This window comes from Pantoea sp. GM01, from assembly GCF_000282675.1.
GTDB lineage: Bacteria > Pseudomonadota > Gammaproteobacteria > Enterobacterales > Enterobacteriaceae > Pantoea > Pantoea nemavictus.
This window is the reverse complement of record NZ_AKIU01000028.1, coordinates 70,682-87,760: the sequence shown is the minus strand read 5'-3', so window position 1 is coordinate 87,760 and position 17,079 is coordinate 70,682. Positions and strand designations below refer to the sequence as shown.

Genomic DNA, 17,079 nt, shown 5'->3' with positions numbered 1-17,079 from the left:
CATGAATTATTTAACGGATTATAAAACCGCGACAATTGCCTCGCACAGCGCCGACATATTGTCTGGCGTCATACCAGCCACGTTAACGCGACCAGAATTCACCGCATATACACCGAACTCCTCACGCAGACGCACCACCTGATCTTTAGTCAGCCCGCTGAATGAGAACATGCCGTTCTGCTTAATGATAAAGCTAAAGTCTTGCTTAGCCCCTTTCTCCGCCAGGGTATTCACAAACAGCTGACGCATGCGCTGGATGCGCTGACGCATATCGGTCAGTTCCTGAATCCAGATAGTACGCAGCGCATCATTGCTGAGAATGGTGGCGACTACCGCAGCACCGTGTGATGGTGGGTTCGAATAGTTGGCGCGAATGGTGTATTTAACCTGACTGAACGCGGTTTTCGCCACGTCGCTATTCGCTGCAACCAGCGTCAGGGCGCCGACGCGCTCGTTATACAAGCCGAAGTTCTTAGAGTAAGAGCTGGCAACAATCAGTTCCTGATGTGACGCTGCAAAAATACGCAGGCCTTCAGCGTCTTCATCCAGACCGCGAGCAAAGCCCTGGTAGGCGAAGTCGAACAGTGGCAGCCACCCTTTTTCTTGCGACAGCTTCGCCAGTTGTTGCCACTGATCGGCTGTTGGATCGACGCCGGTTGGATTATGGCAGCAGCCATGTAATAACACTACATCGCCCGCTTTGGCTTCCTGCAGTGACGCCACCATGCCGTCAAAATCGAGGCTGTGACTTGCTGCGTCATAATAGTGGTAATCACACACTTCGAGGCCCGCGGCGTTGAACACATTATTATGGTTCGGCCAGGTTGGATTACTCACCCAAACGCGCTTCACGTCAGTTTGATTTGCCAGGAAATCTGCCGCTACGCGCAGGGCGCCGGTGCCGCCGGGCGTCTGTGCTGTCCAGGCGCGGCCCGCTGAGATTAATGGGCTCTCTTTTCCGAATAGCAATTCCTGCGTACAACGCGCGAAATCCGCCAGACCATCAATGCTCAGATAGTTTTTGGTGGTTTCGTTTTCCAGCAGATACTGCTCAGCTTTTTTAACACTGGTGAGTACCGGCGTTTTACCGGTTTCATCTTTATACACACCAATGCCAAGATTGATTTTAGTCGGGCGGTCATCGGCGCGAAAAAGGTCAGCCAGTCCCAGAATAGGATCGGCGGGTGCGGCAGAGATCGATTCAAACATGAGTCAGTTCCGTTTGGGTGAACTTTAGCGAAATGAGCTATCAGGTTAGCGTTAGACGGCACGCTTGCCAACCGTTGATATAAAAAAGAAATAGGGCGGGTGCTGAAAGTAGAAAAGCTAATTGCGAAGCCGATCACTGAAATGCAAAACGGAGCCCGAAGGCTCCGTTTTTAGGTATTACGCAACTCTAATCGGATGATTAGAACTGGTAAACCAGGCCAACGCCAACTACGTCGTCGGTGCTTACGCCCTGAGCACGGGTGTAATCGTTGTCATCCAGCAGGTTGATTTTGTAGTCAACATACGCAGACATGTTTTTGTTGAAGTAGTAGTAGGTGCCCACTTCGATGTATTTAACCAGGTCAGCATCGCCACCAGCGAAGGTTGAGCCGTTAGCGGTGTTGCCATTCAGCTCCTTACCTTTAGACTGCAGGTAAGCGATAGATGGGCGCAGACCGAAGTCGAACTGGTACTGTGCAACCACTTCAAAGTTCTGAGTTTTGTTAGCAACCTGACGAGCGGTGCTACCGTAAGCAGTGGTGTTACGTGATTCACCGTAGAATGCTGCCAGGTATACGTTGTTCGCGTCATATTTCAGACCGAAACCGTATGCGTCAGCTTTGTCGCCGTTGCCATCTGCAACTTGATCGTTGGTACGGTCAGAAGAGAAGTAAGAACCGACAGCGCTGATGCCCATACCGGTGTCATACGCTACAGAAGTACCCCAGCCGTCGCCGTTCTGTGCCAGTGGGTCACGAGAACCTTCGTTTTTGCCCTGGTACTGTGCTGCGAAGCTCAGGCCTTCAACCAGACCGAAGAAGTTGCTGTTACGGTAAGTAGCCAGACCGCTTGAACGACCAATCATGAAGTTGTCGTTGTCTTGATACAGGGTATCATCACCGAACACTGGCAGTTGGTCAGTGTAAGACATTGCGTCATAGATAACGCCGTAGTTACGACCGTAGTCGAATGAACCTGCATCACCAAATTTCAGACCGGCGAAGCCCAGACGGGTTTTGTTGCCGTCTTGCGCATCAGCGCCTTCAGTGTTGTTAGCCTGAACGTTGTATTCCCACTGACCATAACCGGTCAGCTGGTCGGTAATCTGAGTTTCACCCTTGAAGCCGAAGCGAACATACGTTGCATCGCCATCATTACCAGCGTCATCAGAGAAAGTGTGACGTGCATCAACTTTACCGTACAGGTCCAGTTTGTTGCCGTCTTTGTTATAAATTTCTGCTGCGTTTGCTGCGCCTGCAGCTAACAGAGCTGGGATAACCACTGCAAGAATGTTGCGCTTCATCATTTTTTATTACCCTCATTGGAGTTATTTGGACATCTGCCACTGCTGCCAAGAAATCTTTACAGAACCTTGAAAGAAGTTTGATGTCTCCTGTGTCTGCACGCATCTTTCCATCACGGGGTTGCTAATTCTAGCCCGAAGATGATTCAAATCTCGCAATTGAGTATCAAAAGGAAAAATTGTATTACAATTTGTAAAATATCGGGAACTTTGTGAGAGAACTCTAAATTTACAAAAATAAAAAAAGGCCGGCTAGGCCGACCTCTTTATATATATGAATTACTTATAATTAATCGCTAATTTTAGAAATTCGCATTGCGTGGGGTACGTGGGAAGGGGATAACATCCCTTACATTTTGTACGCCGGTGACATAGGCGATTAATCGTTCGAAACCTAATCCGAAGCCTGCATGTGGGACGGTGCCGTAACGACGCAGGTCACGATACCACCAATAATCTTCTTTATTCAGGCCCATTTCTGCCAGACGCGCATCCAGTACATCCAGACGCTCTTCACGCTGCGAACCACCGATGATTTCACCGATACCCGGCGCGAGGACATCCATCGCTGCCACGGTTTTGCCATCGTCGTTCATACGCATATAGAAAGCTTTGATGTCTTTCGGATAGTTTTTCACTACTACCGGTGCTTTAAAGTGCTGCTCGGCAAGGTAACGCTCGTGTTCAGATGAGAGATCCACGCCCCAGGACACGGGGTTCTCGAAGGTTTGGCCGCTTTTCAGCAGGATCTCTACTGCATCGGTGTAATCCACCTGCGCAAAATCGGTCTGAACAAAACGTTCCAAGCGGGCAACCGCATCTTTGTCAACGCGCTCCGCAAAGAAAGCCATGTCATCCGCGCGCTCATTCAACACCGCCTGGAACACGTATTTCAGCATGGCTTCAGCCAGGGCTGCGGCATCATCCAGCGTTGCGAAAGCCACTTCTGGCTCAAGCATCCAGAATTCCGCCAGATGGCGGCTGGTGTTGGAGTTTTCAGCACGGAAGGTTGGGCCAAAGGTATACACCTTAGAGAGCGCACAGGCATAGGTTTCGGCATTGAGCTGACCAGATACGGTCAGGAACGCTTCTTTGCCGAAGAAATCTTTATCGAAATCGATTTTGCCCTGCGGATCGAGCGGCAGGTTTTCCATGTCGAGCGTCGACACGCGGAACATCTCGCCAGCACCTTCCGTATCCGAAGCGGTGATCAGCGGAGTGGAGACCCAGAAATACCCGTTTTCGTGGAAGAAGCGATGCAGCGCCTGCGCCAGCGTATGACGTACGCGTGCCACGGCGCCAACCAGGTTGGTACGCGGACGCAAATGCGCCACTTCGCGCAGGTATTCGATGCTGTGACGTTTTGCCGCCATGGGATAGGTATCTGGATCGTCAACCCAGCCGGTGACTTCAACCTGGGTCGCCTGCAGCTCAAATGCCTGGCCTTCGCCCGGTGATTCCACCACTTTGCCGGTAATGATCACGGAACAGCCGGTGGTCAGACGCAGCACTTCATCCTGATAATTATTCAGAGAATTATTGACGACGGCCTGAACGGGATTAAAGCAGGAACCGTCGTAAACGGCGATAAAGGAAAGACCAGCTTTGGAATCTCTTCGGGTACGCACCCAACCACGTACGGTGACTTCACTGTCAACCGCGACACGGCCGTGCAGTACATCCGCTACAGGCACAACGCTCATAAAGTTCTCTCTATATATATAGTGGATAAAAGCCCTTTTTCGGGGTTTTGCTATGTTACTTGCGAGCCAACAGGAAACAAGCAAAATTGGCAGGTGAAAGGGAGATTTGTTGACGAGAAGCAGGGTGCAAGCACCCTGTAATAGGAATCAGCTGGCTCTTTTGACCAGCGGCAGATCGAAGGCTTTGCGCAAGGCACGCACGAAGGCTTTATCCTGGCATATGGTTTTGCCAGGGCTATCAGAGAGTTTTGCCACCGGTTTGCCATTGCAGCTCACCAGTTTGATCACGATATTCAGTGGCGTAACGCCGGGAATATCGCAGGACAAACGTGTACCGATGCCGAATACCACGTTGGCGCGTTGACCAAAATGACGATAGAGCGCCAGCGCTTTGTCCAGATTGAGGTTATCTGAGAACACCAGCGTTTTGCTTTTCGGGTCGATATCCAGACGCTGATAGTGCGCAATGGCTTTCTCGCCCCATTCCACCGGATCGCCGGAATCGTGACGCAAACCCTGATAACGATGGGCGAAGCCTGGCCCAAAGTCGCGCAAGAAGGCGTCCATCGTGATGCAGTCAGTGAGTGCGATGCCTAACTGATCATCATACTCATCCAGCCACGATTGCAGCGCAGCGCGTTGGCTATTCGCCAGCACCGGGCTAATCTGCTGATGCGCCTGGAACCATTCATGCGCCTGAGTACCCACCGGATTAAGCTGCAGGCGGCGCGCCAAATCGTAGTTACTGGTGCCAACCAGCCACGGGAATTCGGCTTTTAGCGTACCGACAATCGCTTCCTGCACCGCTTTGGAGTAGCGGCGACGCGTGCCGAAATCCATCAGTTGGAAGCGCGACATATCCAAATCACCCACCTGCTGACGGAACGCCACCAGCTTGTCATGCAAGTGCGCTACCGCCTGGTCCACACCCATCTGCGGCGTGCGATGACGATGCACGACTTCACTGATCAACGCCAGCAACGGCACTTCCCACAGAATCACTTCACGCCACGGACCATGAATCTGAATCGTCAGATGGCCATTGTCGTTGCGGACATTTACCTGTGAAGGATCGAGGCGGAACTGGCGCAGCCAGTTGAGGTAATCGGTTTGAAAGAAGGGTAGCCCGCTAAGGTAGTGATACTCATCGTCACTAAGGGCGAGCGTTTGCAGGGTTTCAATTTGTGCGCGGATCTCGTCCGCATAAATACCCAGCAGTTCATCGCCACGGCAGCGAAATTCCGCCGTAACCGGGACATCATAATAGCGATGATAGACGGCCTGCTGCATATGAAGCTTGTACGCATCGGTATCAAGCAGCGTGGTCAAAATCGGGGAAGCATGTCCAGTCATGGTGCGTTTCAGCATCCTCTTCCGCGGAGCAGAGCCCGGTGTTCAACAAAGTCATAAAGACGCAGGAGTATAAAACAGTAATGACCGCGATCACACCATAATTGCGGGTGGCAGGTCGAGGGTCATTTGTGCCATTGTTAATGAATTGTAGCCTTTTCAACGAAGGCACGCATTGTGCGTGGCAACGAAGGCACAACCCGCTTAGACTTTGACGGGGCAACATATTAACGATTAAAAGATGCGAGAAGGACTTATGACGCAACAGCCGCAAATTAAATATCGCCACGATTACCGTGCGCCGGATTACACCATTACCGACATCGACCTGACGTTTGATCTGGATGCCGCCTCGACGCGCGTTACGGCGGTCAGTCAGGTCAAGCGACTGGGTGCTGCGGATGCGGAGCTGCGCCTTGATGGTGAAGACCTCACGCTGGTGTCGCTGGCGGTGGATGGCAATCCATGGTCGCACTACCGCGAAGAAGAGGGCGCGTTGTTCATTAGCCAGCTGCCGGACAACTTTACCCTGACCATCATTAATGACATCCATCCGGATAAAAACACCGCGCTGGAAGGGTTATATCAATCTGGCGAAGCGCTTTGTACCCAATGTGAAGCCGAAGGTTTCCGCCACATCACTTGGTATCTCGACCGCCCGGATGTGCTGGCGCGCTTTACCACCACCATTATTGCCGATGCCGCACGCTATCCTTATTTACTCTCGAACGGCAACAAGCTGGAGAGCGGGCGCCATGAAGATGGCCGTCATTGGGTGAAGTGGCAAGATCCCTTCCCGAAACCCTGTTACCTGTTTGCGCTGGTGGCCGGTGATTTCGACGTGCTACGTGACAGTTTCACCACCCGCTCAGGCCGCGATGTGGCGCTGGAGATCTTTGTCGACCGCGGCAATCTGGATCGCGCCGATTGGGCGATGACCTCGCTGAAAGCCAGCATGAAGTGGGATGAAGAGCGCTTCAACCTCGAGTATGACCTCGACATCTTTATGATCGTTGCGGTGGACTTCTTCAATATGGGCGCGATGGAGAACAAAGGTCTCAACGTCTTCAACTCCAAATATGTGCTGGCGAAAGCCGAAACGGCCACCGACAAAGATTATCTCGGCATTGAAGCGGTTATTGGACATGAGTATTTCCACAACTGGACGGGTAACCGCGTCACCTGCCGCGACTGGTTCCAGCTCAGCCTGAAAGAGGGCCTGACGGTGTTCCGCGATCAGGAGTTCAGTTCAGACCTCGGTTCACGTGCGGTCAACCGCATTGATAATGTGCGCGTGATGCGTGGTGCGCAGTTTGCCGAAGACGCCAGCCCCATGGCGCATCCGATCCGTCCGGATCAGGTGATCGAGATGAACAACTTCTACACCTTGACGGTATACGAGAAAGGTTCGGAAGTGATCCGCATGATGCACACCTTGCTCGGCGAAGAGAATTTCCAGAAGGGCATGCAGCTCTATTTCGAGCGCCACGATGGCAGCGCCGCCACCTGTGATGATTTTGTGCAGGCGATGGAAGATGCCTCCAACGTTGATCTTTCTCAGTTCCGCCGCTGGTACAGCCAGGCGGGCACGCCAATCCTGACGGTGCGCGATGACTACAATCCTGAGCTTGAGCAGTACACGCTGCATGTCACCCAGCGTACGCCGGCCACCGCCGAGCAGAAAGAGAAACTGCCGCTACACATTCCGCTGGATATCGAACTGTACGATAACGAAGGCAACGTGATCCCGCTGCAGCACAACGGACATCCGGTGCATCACGTGCTGAACGTCACCGAAGAGTTCCAGACTTTTATTTTCGACAAAGTCTATTTCCAGCCGGTGCCCTCACTGCTGCGTGAATTCTCCGCGCCGGTGAAGCTCGACTATAAATGGAGCGATGCGCAGCTCACCTTCCTGATGCGCCACGCGCGCAACGATTTCGCTCGCTGGGATGCGGCACAGAGTCTGCTGGCCACTTACATTCGTCTGAATGTGGCGCGCCATCAGCAGGGGCAGCCGCTGTCGCTGCCGCTGCATGTCGCCGATGCATTCCGCGCGGTGCTGCTGGATGAGCAGGGCGATCCGGCGCTGAAAGCGTTGATTCTGTCGCTGCCCTCTGAGAATGAAATTGCGGAACTGTTTGATGTCATCGATCCGCTGGCGATCTCGGCGGTGCGCGATGCGCTGGTACGTACGCTGGCTAAAGAGTTGAGTGATGAATTCTTTGCCCTCTATCTGGCCAACCAAAGCAACGAATACAAAATTGAGCATGCAGAAATTGGCAAGCGCACGCTGAAAAACGTCTGCCTTGGCTATCTGGCGTTTGCCGATGCGATACAAGCAGACAAGCTGGTGCAGGCGCAATATCAGCAGGCGAACAACATGACCGACGCGTTAGCGGCACTGGCCGCGGCCGTAGCGGCGAATCTGCCGTGCCGCGATACCTTGTTAGCCGCATACGACGAGCGCTGGCATCAGGATGGTTTGGTGATGGATAAATGGTTTGTGCTGCAAGCCACCAGCCCGGCGGCGGATGTGCTGAGCAAGGTGCGCGAACTGCTGCATCACCGATCATTCACCATGGGCAACCCGAACCGTATTCGTTCGCTGATTGGGGCATTTGCTTCTGCTAATCCGGCGGCATTCCACGCCAAAGATGGCAGCGGCTATCAGTTCCTGGTGGAGATGTTGACCGATCTCAATACGCGTAACCCGCAGGTGGCCGCGCGGATGATCGAGCCGTTGATTCGTCTGAAACGTTACGATGCCGACCGTCAGGCGTTGATGCGCAAGGCGCTGGAGACGTTGAAAGGGTTGGATAAGCTGTCTGGCGATCTGTACGAGAAGATCACTAAAGCATTGAACGCGTAATCATAGTGGTCGCCATAAATGGCGACCCTACGCGGATTTCACAGGGTGCGCATTTATGCGCACCTTTTTTAACTCTGCTGTGCAAACTTCAGCGGCTGCTCCGATGAACCTCGCTTCATCACGCGATCCAGCACTTCAGCCTCCAGTTCCGCCAGACGCGCAGATCCGCGACGGCGCGGACGCGGCAAATCGACCAGCAAATCCAGCCCAATTTGTCCCTCCTCAATCAGCAGCACGCGATCGGCGATCGCCACCGCTTCGCTAACATCGTGCGTCACCAGCAGCACGGTGAAGTTATGCTGCTGCCATAGCGACTCAATCAATCCCTGCATTTCAATACGCGTTAATGCATCCAGCGCACCCAGCGGTTCGTCGAGCAGCAGCAAACCGGGACGGTGAATCAGCGCACGCGCCAGCGCCACGCGCTGTTTCTGCCCGCCGGACAAGGCTGCGGGCCACTCATTGGCGCGGTCGGCCAAACCAACGGCATCCAGCGCTTCCAGTGCGGAAGCTCGCCATTCGCGGCCTTTCAGTCCCAGTCCAACGTTATCAATCACCTTTTTCCACGGCAGCAGGCGTGAATCCTGGAACATCAGCCGCGTGTCTTCACGTGCTTGCGATAACGGCGCATTTCCGGCCAGTAAGGCACCGCGCGTGGTGGATTCCAGGCCAGCTAACAGGCGCAACAGGGTACTTTTGCCACAGCCGCTGCGGCCAACAACTGCAACAAACTGTCCGGACGGAATGTGCAGATCAATATTGTTCAGGATGGTGCGATCGCCATATTGCTTGCTGACGCCCTTTACGCCAACCGGTGTACCGCGATTCAGGCGTGCCGGATTTAGGATTGCGTTGCTCATGCGTTCTCCTTCAATTGATAGGCCGGATGCCAGCGCAGCCAGACGCGCTCCAGCAGTTGTGCCGCGACGTCAGCCAGTTTGCCGAGCAGGGCATAGAGAATGATGGCCACCACCACCACATCGGTTTGCAGGAATTCACGGGCGTTCATTGCCAGATAACCAATGCCGGAGTTAGCGGAAATGGTCTCGGCGACAATCAAGGTCAGCCACATCAGGCCGAGAGCAAAACGCACGCCGACCATAATGGACGGCAGCGCACCCGGCAAAATCACCTGAATGAATAAGCTCCAGCCGGACAAACCATAGCTGCGCGCCATCTCCACCAGGCCACGATCAATGTTGCGAATACCGTGATAAGTGTTGAGATAAATCGGGAACAGAGTACCCAGCGCCACAAGGAAAATCTTGGCGGATTCGTCAATACCGAACCACAAAATCACCAGCGGAATCAGCGCCAGATGCGGTACGTTACGCAGCATCTGCACCGAGGTATCCAGCAAGCGTTCACCCACGCGTGAAGTGCCGGTAATCAAACCCAGAATCAAACCAATCGAACCGCCAATGGAGAAGCCGATAGCGGCGCGCCAGCTGCTGATCGCCAGGTTCTGCCACAGTTCACCGCTTACCGTCAGCTTCCAGAAGGTGATGAGGATATTTTCCGGCGACGGCAGAATGCGCGTCGACAGCCAGCCCACCTGCGATGCCAGTTGCCACACCGCAATCAGCACCACCGGCAAAACCCAGGGCAGTACCGCATTCGTCAACCTGGTTTTAACGTTTGCCATCATCTGCTCCTTTAGCTCTGCGACACTTTTTGTGGCGTGAAATCATTGGCTACCGCTTCCCCATGCGCTTGCACCACGCGTGGTTGCGGTACGTCCGGAATGGCCAGCTCGAGGTGCGGGAACAGCAGCTCACCCACGCGATACGCCTCTTCCAGATGCGGATAACCGGAGAGAATAAAGGTCTCGATGCCGAGATCGCTGTACTCCTGCATGCGCGCCGCCACGGTTGGACCATCGCCCACCAGCGCGGTGCCGGCGCCACCACGTACTAAACCTACGCCAGCCCACAGATTCGGGCTGATCTCCAGCTTGTCGCGGCGGCCACCGTGCAGCGCGGCCATACGTTGCTGACCGACCGAATCAGTGCGTGCAAACGCCGCCTGCGCTTTGGCAATGGTGGCATCGTCGAGATGGGCAATCAGGCGATCTGCTGCCTGCCACGCTTCTTCATTGGTTTCACGCACAATGACGTGCAGACGAATACCGAAGCGAACGGTGCGACCTTGTGCCGCCGCTTTGGTCCGCACCTGCTCAATCTTCTCTTTTACTAAGGCTGGCGGTTCGCCCCAGGTGAGATAAACATCGACCTGCTCGGCGGCCAGATCCTGGGCCGCATCCGACGATCCCCCAAACCACAGCGGTGGACGCGGCTGCTGCACCGGTTTAAACATCAGGCGCGCACCGCGCACTTTCACGTGCTTGCCATCGTAATCGACGGTTTCGCCTTCGGTGACCCGACGCCAGACGCGGGTAAACTCAGCGGACTCTTCATAGCGTTCACGGTGATCAAGGAACACGCCATCGCCGGCGAGCTCTTCCGGATCGCCGCCCGTAACCAGATTAAACAGCGCACGACCATTCGACAGACGATCGAGCGTGGCCGCCTGACGCGCAGCCTGAGTTGGCGATATCACGCCCGGACGCAGCGCGACCAGGAAGCGCAGGCGCTGCGTGACCGGAATTAAAGATGCCGCTACCAGCCAGGCATCTTCACAGGAGCGACCAGTGGGAATCAGCACGCCGCCGAAACCGAGGCGATCCGCCGCCTGCGCAATCTGTTGCAGGTAGCCGTGATCAACCGGGCGCGACCCTTCCGCCGTGCCGAGATAGTGACCATCGCCGTGAGTCGGGAGAAACCAGAATACGGATACGCTCATGATTAATTTCCTTTAGGCTGGGCGGATTGTGGCTGCCAGATGCGATCGGCGATATTCACTTTTACCGGCATCAGATGATTGGCATAAAACAGATCGGCCGTTTGCTGTTGGGCCTGCGCGGTATGGGCGCTGACCGGCGTAATGGTGGTCGGTGGACGATGGTCGAGATAGCTGGCAATCACCGGCTTCGGTAAGCCCATCGCCTGCGCCAGCAGATCGATACTCTGGTCGCGCTGGCTGTGGGTTAATGCATCGGCATCGCTGAAGGTGTTTAGCACCTGCTGCACGAATGCGCCGTTAGCCTCGGTATATTTGCGCGTGGCTAGATAAAAGGAGCCGGTTTGATTGAGCTTGCTGCCATCGACCAGCACACGCACGTTGCCCTGCAGCAGGGCGGCAGAGTAGTAAGGATCCCAAATCGCCCAGGCATCCACGTCACCTTGCTGGAAAGCCGCGCGCGCATCGGCGGGGGTTAAATAGGTGGGTTGAATGTCTTTAAAACTCAGTCCGGCTTGTTCCAGGGCGCGCAGCAGAAGATTGTGCGAGCTGGAGCCTTTCTGGAACGCCACCTTATGGCCTTTCAGATCGGCTACGCTGTGAATCGGGCTCTCTTTCGGCACCAGAATCACTTCCGCCTGCGGTTTTGGTGGTTCAGATCCGACATACAACAGATCGGCGCCAGCAGCCTGGGCAAACAGTGGCGGGATATCGCCGGTGCTACCTAAATCAATACTGTCGACGTTGAGCGCTTCCAGCATTTGCGGCCCAGCCGGGAATTCCACCCACTTTATCTGTGTGTGTGGAAAGCGCTGCTCCAGCAGCTTATGGCTTTTCGCCAGCACCATGCTGACCGAACCCTTTTGATAACCAATGCGTAGCTGTTCCGGTGCATCAGCGGCCTGGGCTGTAACGCTTAAAGCCAGCAGTCCCGCTACAGCGGGGAGCAGCAAGCCCGTCAATATCCGTTTCATCATGCTTCCTTTATACCGCTTGTGCGTAGGGTTGATGGCGACGATGCAGCGCGTGCCAGAAGGTATCCAGCGCCTCATCAATGCGTTGCGACAGCAGCGGATCTAACAGCGGCTGGCGATCGTAATCGGTAATCTGGCCGTCAGTGGCGAATACGCCGTGCAATACTTCCTGCGCTTTCAGCGCGTTGAGCACCGGCTTCAGCGCATAATCGACCGCCAGCAGGTGTGATGAACTTCCGCCGCTCGCCAGTGGCAGGACCACTTTGTGTTCCAGTGCGCGCTCGGGCAGCAGATCAAGCAAGGTTTTCAACGCACCGGAAAACGAGGCTTTATAGATAGGAGTGGCGACGATTAATCCATCTGCCAGCGCCAAATCAGCTTTCAGAGCGGCTAACGCGGGGGAATCGAAGCGTGCATAAAGCAGATCTTCCGGCTGGAAGTTGTGAATATTCCATGGAATGACGTCAACACCGCGTGCCTCCAGCGCGTGCTGGCACAGGCTGAGCAGTGCAGTAGAGCGTGAAGGGAAGCGAGGGCTGCCCGCCAGCGTAATAACCCGCATAGTCACTCCTTATAACTGAAAGTTATTGATTATCTAATATTCAGAACTGATGTGTTCAATACTGTCAGAGCGGGGGGCGAGGCTTAAATGATTTATCTGGTAATCCTAAGTCGTAAAATGGGATAGCCAGAGACATATAAAGGAAGACGAAAACAGGCCGGTTAGCATGCTTAGGGTTAATCCGAAAAGCCGGGGAAAAAGGGCGTAGTTATATTAATCAGCACAGCGTGTTTATCTCGGTTAATGGTTAAACACATTGATGAAAGGGTTTAATAGAGGCGTTAACGCGGATACAGATTTGCACAGATGGCAACATGATACCGCGCTAGCGGACACTGGCATTGAATCACAAGAAGAAAAATGCCGATTCAATCTTATTCTACCCATCTGGAATCGGAATTAGCTTAGGAGGAGCCTACTATTTCCTATTAATGAATGGTTTTTATTTAAGCGGGTGGTTGCGAAAAAGCCTACAAAGATTAATTACAAGACGGTTCTTATCTCTAGTAGCAAAACTTATTGTTACTTTTTGCCCGGCGATTTACTTTTTACTCAAGTTATATTGAACAATTATGAGCTTCATAAACGCAACGTAAAAGGTCGACGATGGAATTAAATCTCTCAGCCTGTTTATAATTGGTTGAGCTAATTTCCGCTAGAACTCAATAACGATACTGCGCTTATTTAATTAACAGCCACCTTTTGTGGCGTGTAATGCCGTTGTGGCAAACCAATTTTCCCCAGGGAGATGAATATGGAAAGAGCATCACGTGCTCAGGAATTTACTGAGCAGCAGGCTGCGCCTGTCACGTTTAATCGCCTCACGCCATCCAGTAAAATTGCAGAGGAGTTGGTGTGTTATTGGTTACAGGCTGATGCTGCGTCAGCCCATTTTACCTCTTCGCTGTTGCCCACCTTTCCGCACAGTACGCCGTCCGACGATGATTTTCTGCTGTTCAGTGCAGAGCGCGGTGCCTTGCCCGCCAGTTTGCTACAGGATGTCGCGAAACTCAGCGATCAACGGCCTGAGCTAAACTGTTTCATTGTCTCTCTGGCAAAGCGCGAGCTGGCTGCCGGCTTGCATTCGTCTACCCAGCTGTTTCAGCAACTCCATGAGCAGCGCTGGTGGCAACAAGGCGCCTTTGCTGTGGTCTTGCGCGCGGGCCTGGCCCGGAGCGGTGCGCCACTTAACCGGATTCAGGATGTGATGCTGGCGGGATTACTCCATACCCAAACCGCATGGGTGCTCGACTACGCCAGTGAAACGGCGCTTGCAGCGAACGTAAATGCCTCTCAGCCCTTCACTTATCAGCAATTTATTACTGATTATGAAAAACTCACACGTTTGTCACACTTTATTCCGGAGCGAAACCGCTACCGTGAAAGTTATTTACGCAGCGGCTTATTACAATTAGTCCAGCAGGAGTTGAGTAGCGCAGATAAATTCTCAGATAATATCCGTCATGCGTTGACTTACTTTGCAGATAATTTTCCAGTGCAGGGTGCAATGGAAAAACTTATGTTGAAACAACCTGACATCTATTTCTCTATTATGAAAATGAGAAAAAGGCTGGGCGCTTAGCGCCGACTTTAATTTTAAGAATAACTCCGGTGTGCGCGTGAATGCTTTTATGTCACGCTTAAGGCCACTGAGATAAATCCCCAGATGCCAAAACACCTATGTCTATAAAACGTAACGCGATTGCCAACTACGTTGGCCAGATCTATCTGACGCTGTCAGGTATTTTGGTTGTACCCCTTTATATTCAACACTTAGGAATGGAAGCCTATGGATTAGTCGGCTTCTTTTCGATCTTATTAACTTGGCTGCAATTACTGGATGCCGGTGTTTCCACGACCTTAATGCGCGAAGCGGCGCGCTACCGGGCTAACCAGGCGGAATTTGTCTGGTTTCCTGCGCTGTTTGCCACCCTCACCAAATTCTTCCTGTTCTCGACCATCGTGCTGGTGGTGTTGGGCTGGCTGGCAACGCCATGGATAGCGACCCACTGGCTGGATGCAAAGCATCTTCCGTCAGGTGATGTGGTGATTGCGGTGGCAATCATGGTGATCACTGCTGCAATCCGCTGGCGCACCAGTCCTTATCGCAGTGTGATTGTCGGCTTTGAGCATCAGGTATGGCTGAACGGCGTTAACCTGATCATCACCACGTTGCGTACCTTCGGTGCGGTGCTGGTCATTCAGTTCTTCTCTAATCCGGTATTGGCCTTCTTTGTCTGGCAACTGCTGGTGTCGATTGCCGAGGCGGCCTGCTGCATTTATAAATCCTGCCAGCTGATCCCCCGAGCGGCGCGCAAAGAGAAGCGCGGCGATCTCAAAGAGGTGCTCAAACCCTTCATTCGTTTTGCCCTCAGCGCGGCATTTTCCAGCGCGGTGTGGACCTTTATTTCGCAAATCGACCGTTTGGTCCTGTCCAAGACGCTGCCGTTGAGTGAATACGGTTCATTCACCGTGGTAGCAACCGCGGCTACCGGGATCCTGCTGCTGAGTAGTCCGATTATGCAGGCCATTGTGCCGCGCATGACCGGCATGAAAACGCGTAAAGAGGGCGATGCGGAGTCGCTGAAGCTCTATCGCTACACCACGCAAGCGGTAGCGATCTTCATGGCGCCGCTCAGCATTACCATTGCCTGCTATGCCGGGCCGCTACTGTGGGCGTGGACGCAGAAGAGCCAGATTGTTGATGAGATGTCGTTTGTCCTCAGCCTCTACGCGTTGGGGAGCGGTATTCAGGCAATCTGTGGCTTGCTCTATCACCTGCAGTACATCAACGGCAATCTCAAGCTGCATATGAAAGGGTTCACCTGCTTTGCCGTGCTGCTGGTGCCGCTCAATATCTGGTGCGCTATTCACTATGGCGCGTTGGGCACAGGTTGGCTGTGGCTGGGCCAGAACATCTTCTATCTGGTGGGTTGGGCGTGGCTGGTGCATCGCCGCTTCGCACCAGGCATTCATTTCACCTGGTTAACCCACGACGTGATGCTGATTTGGGCGGTTTCTGCGGCAATTGCCTGGCTGAGTACCTTGTTGCCTATCGAGTGGAATCAAAATCGCTGGATCAACCTGCTGTGGCTGGCGGTGATTGGTGCCTTCAATCTCGGCGTGTGCTGCTTACTGCATAGCGTGGTGTTGAAGCGCCTCAGAATTCCGTTGTTTAACGTTGAGGAAAGAGGATGAGCATGATGTCATCTCACCGTATCCCTACGGTTTCGGTCATCATTCCGAACTGGAATTGCGCGCCCTGGCTGCCAGAGGCGATGAGTTCACTGCTACGTCAGTCATCGCCGCCGGAACAGATCATTGTTATCGACGATGGCTCCAGTGATAACAGCGTTGCCTGGTTAACGGAATTTGCTGAGCAGCACCCGCAGGTGGTGCTGCTCAGCGGCGAACGCGGTGGCGTCAGTGCGGCACGTATGAAAGGGCTGTCTGTCGCCACCGGCGATTTCGTTTACTTTATGGATGCGGACGATTTTGTCTCCACCGATCTGTTCGCCGATTTCCGCCGCGTACAGGCGCGCCATGACGATATCGATCTGTTCTGTTTCGGCGCGAAGATGTTCTTTGATCTGCCTGCGCCACAGCGGCACTATCAAACCATTCATCAGCGTCATGTTAGCGGGCTGTTGCCCGGCGGCAGCACCAGCTTGCGTACCTTGATGCAGCATCAATCGGCACATCGCGTGGTGTGGAGCAGCATTATTTCCCGCCGGTTAATTGATCAGCTGGCGCTGCAGTTTCTGCCGATCCAAAACCATGAAGATGCACCATACATGTTTGCGCTCTATCTGCAGGCGCGCAACATCTACTGCACCAGCCAAAGCTACTACTACAAACGCTTTATGCTGACATCGCTGTCGCAGAGCACCCGCGATTTTTCCTATGTGAAAAACTACTTTATTGCGCGCGCCAGTAGCGAGCAGTTCTTACGCGATCATCAACTGGCGGTCGATGCAACGCTGCTGGATAGCTATTACCAAACGGTGATGCAAAGCTGTTTAGCGCAAATTCGCAAAAATCATATGGTGATTCCCACAGATTGGCAGCCGCAGGTGAATCAGCTGGTGCGCAAAGTGTTGCAGCACAGCGCGCGTCTAAAACTGATGTGGTACTGCCCAACGATTTACAGTGGGCTGCAGGTGTGTCGCGAGCAGCTTGGACGCTATTCTGCCCGGCGCTGATACCGATCAATTTGTGATGCAGTAGAACAATTTACTTTTGCGCCAGAGCACCTTACCATTCTGGCGCACAAATTCCCGTGCACCCCGACTTCCCTGATATCCGTC

13 protein-coding genes are annotated in these 17,079 nt (G+C 53.6%); 4 read left to right on the top strand and 9 right to left on the bottom strand.

Going from position 1 to position 17,079, the window contains the following annotated elements; all coding sequences use genetic code 11:
* Positions 1–18: 18 nt before the first annotated feature.
* From PMI17_RS06925 to pncB, 4 genes are all read right to left on the bottom strand, one after another.
* The gene (locus tag PMI17_RS06925) at positions 19–1,209 is read right to left on the bottom strand and encodes an amino acid aminotransferase (RefSeq protein ID WP_007887397.1); all 1,191 of its coding nucleotides are present in this window, start codon (positions 1,207–1,209) and stop codon (positions 19–21) included.
* A gap of 199 nt (positions 1,210–1,408) precedes the next feature.
* Positions 1,409–2,515, bottom strand: a complete 1,107-nt coding sequence (gene ompC, locus PMI17_RS06920) for a porin OmpC (protein ID WP_007887395.1) — start codon at positions 2,513–2,515, stop codon at positions 1,409–1,411.
* Positions 2,516–2,814: 299 nt separating this feature from the next.
* Entirely contained in the window at positions 2,815–4,215 is a 1,401-nt protein-coding gene (gene asnS / locus PMI17_RS06915; RefSeq protein WP_007887393.1) for an asparagine--tRNA ligase, read from the bottom strand.
* 147 nt (positions 4,216–4,362) lie between these two features.
* The gene (gene pncB, locus PMI17_RS06910) at positions 4,363–5,568 is read right to left on the bottom strand and encodes a nicotinate phosphoribosyltransferase (RefSeq protein ID WP_036620527.1); all 1,206 of its coding nucleotides are present in this window, start codon (positions 5,566–5,568) and stop codon (positions 4,363–4,365) included.
* Between the two features lie 253 nt (positions 5,569–5,821).
* Between pncB and pepN the strand changes: the two genes are divergently transcribed.
* A complete protein-coding gene (pepN, locus tag PMI17_RS06905) occupies positions 5,822–8,437 on the top strand; it encodes an aminopeptidase N (protein WP_007887388.1) in 2,616 nt (871 codons plus the stop codon).
* Between the two features lie 68 nt (positions 8,438–8,505).
* Here the strand turns inward: pepN and ssuB are convergent, their stop codons facing one another.
* Genes ssuB through ssuE form a run of 5 tightly spaced genes read right to left on the bottom strand, consistent with a single transcriptional unit; the run spans position 8,506 to position 12,772 of the window.
* Complete coding sequence (gene ssuB, locus PMI17_RS06900; RefSeq protein WP_007887386.1) at positions 8,506–9,297, bottom strand: aliphatic sulfonates ABC transporter ATP-binding protein; 792 nt, start codon at positions 9,295–9,297, stop codon at positions 8,506–8,508.
* The gene (gene ssuC / locus PMI17_RS06895; protein WP_007887383.1) at positions 9,294–10,082 is read right to left on the bottom strand and encodes an aliphatic sulfonate ABC transporter permease SsuC; all 789 of its coding nucleotides are present in this window, start codon (positions 10,080–10,082) and stop codon (positions 9,294–9,296) included. The genes ssuB and ssuC overlap by 4 nt, the downstream gene beginning before the upstream one ends.
* A gap of 11 nt (positions 10,083–10,093) precedes the next feature.
* Entirely contained in the window at positions 10,094–11,239 is a 1,146-nt protein-coding gene (ssuD, locus tag PMI17_RS06890; RefSeq protein WP_007887377.1) for an FMNH2-dependent alkanesulfonate monooxygenase, read from the bottom strand.
* 2 nt (positions 11,240–11,241) lie between these two features.
* On the bottom strand, positions 11,242–12,210 hold the full coding sequence (locus PMI17_RS06885; RefSeq protein ID WP_007887376.1) for a sulfonate ABC transporter substrate-binding protein: 969 nt from the start codon (positions 12,208–12,210) through the stop codon (positions 11,242–11,244).
* Positions 12,211–12,220: 10 nt separating this feature from the next.
* Positions 12,221–12,772, bottom strand: coding sequence for an NADPH-dependent FMN reductase (gene ssuE / locus PMI17_RS06880; RefSeq protein ID WP_007887375.1), 552 nt, complete (start codon positions 12,770–12,772; stop codon positions 12,221–12,223).
* Positions 12,773–13,526: 754 nt separating this feature from the next.
* Here ssuE and PMI17_RS06875 point away from each other — a divergent pair.
* The 3 genes from PMI17_RS06875 to PMI17_RS06865 all read left to right on the top strand — a co-directional run bounded on the left by PMI17_RS06875 (position 13,527) and on the right by PMI17_RS06865 (position 16,974).
* Entirely contained in the window at positions 13,527–14,354 is an 828-nt protein-coding gene (locus PMI17_RS06875; RefSeq protein WP_007887374.1) for a hypothetical protein, read from the top strand.
* A 98-nt stretch (positions 14,355–14,452) separates the two neighbouring features.
* Positions 14,453–15,970 carry a lipopolysaccharide biosynthesis protein gene (locus PMI17_RS06870; protein ID WP_007887373.1) on the top strand — a complete coding sequence of 506 codons (1,518 nt, stop codon included), beginning with the start codon at positions 14,453–14,455 and terminating at the stop codon, positions 15,968–15,970.
* A 2-nt stretch (positions 15,971–15,972) separates the two neighbouring features.
* Positions 15,973–16,974 (top strand): glycosyltransferase, encoded by a 1,002-nt coding sequence (locus tag PMI17_RS06865; RefSeq protein WP_238541535.1) that lies wholly within the window; start codon positions 15,973–15,975, stop codon positions 16,972–16,974.
* The last annotated feature ends 105 nt before the right edge of the window (positions 16,975–17,079 follow it).

Excerpts from the sequence above, each read along its gene's own strand:
- ssuC (WP_007887383.1), bottom strand. The coding sequence starts at position 10,082 with ATGGCAAACGTTAAAACCAGGTTGACGAATGCGGTACTGCCCTGGGTT.
- ssuE (WP_007887375.1), bottom strand. The coding sequence starts at position 12,772 with ATGCGGGTTATTACGCTGGCGGGCAGCCCTCGCTTCCCTTCACGCTCT.
- PMI17_RS06875 (WP_007887374.1), top strand. The coding sequence starts at position 13,527 with ATGGAAAGAGCATCACGTGCTCAGGAATTTACTGAGCAGCAGGCTGCG.
- PMI17_RS06925 (WP_007887397.1), bottom strand. The coding sequence starts at position 1,209 with ATGTTTGAATCGATCTCTGCCGCACCCGCCGATCCTATTCTGGGACTG.
- ssuD (WP_007887377.1), bottom strand. The coding sequence starts at position 11,239 with ATGAGCGTATCCGTATTCTGGTTTCTCCCGACTCACGGCGATGGTCAC.
- ssuB (WP_007887386.1), bottom strand. The coding sequence starts at position 9,297 with ATGAGCAACGCAATCCTAAATCCGGCACGCCTGAATCGCGGTACACCG.
- pepN (WP_007887388.1), top strand. The coding sequence starts at position 5,822 with ATGACGCAACAGCCGCAAATTAAATATCGCCACGATTACCGTGCGCCG.
- PMI17_RS06865 (WP_238541535.1), top strand. The coding sequence starts at position 15,973 with ATGATGTCATCTCACCGTATCCCTACGGTTTCGGTCATCATTCCGAAC.
- PMI17_RS06885 (WP_007887376.1), bottom strand. The coding sequence starts at position 12,210 with ATGAAACGGATATTGACGGGCTTGCTGCTCCCCGCTGTAGCGGGACTG.
- PMI17_RS06870 (WP_007887373.1), top strand. The coding sequence starts at position 14,453 with ATGTCTATAAAACGTAACGCGATTGCCAACTACGTTGGCCAGATCTAT.
- ompC (WP_007887395.1), bottom strand. The coding sequence starts at position 2,515 with ATGATGAAGCGCAACATTCTTGCAGTGGTTATCCCAGCTCTGTTAGCT.
- pncB (WP_036620527.1), bottom strand. The coding sequence starts at position 5,568 with ATGACTGGACATGCTTCCCCGATTTTGACCACGCTGCTTGATACCGAT.
- asnS (WP_007887393.1), bottom strand. The coding sequence starts at position 4,215 with ATGAGCGTTGTGCCTGTAGCGGATGTACTGCACGGCCGTGTCGCGGTT.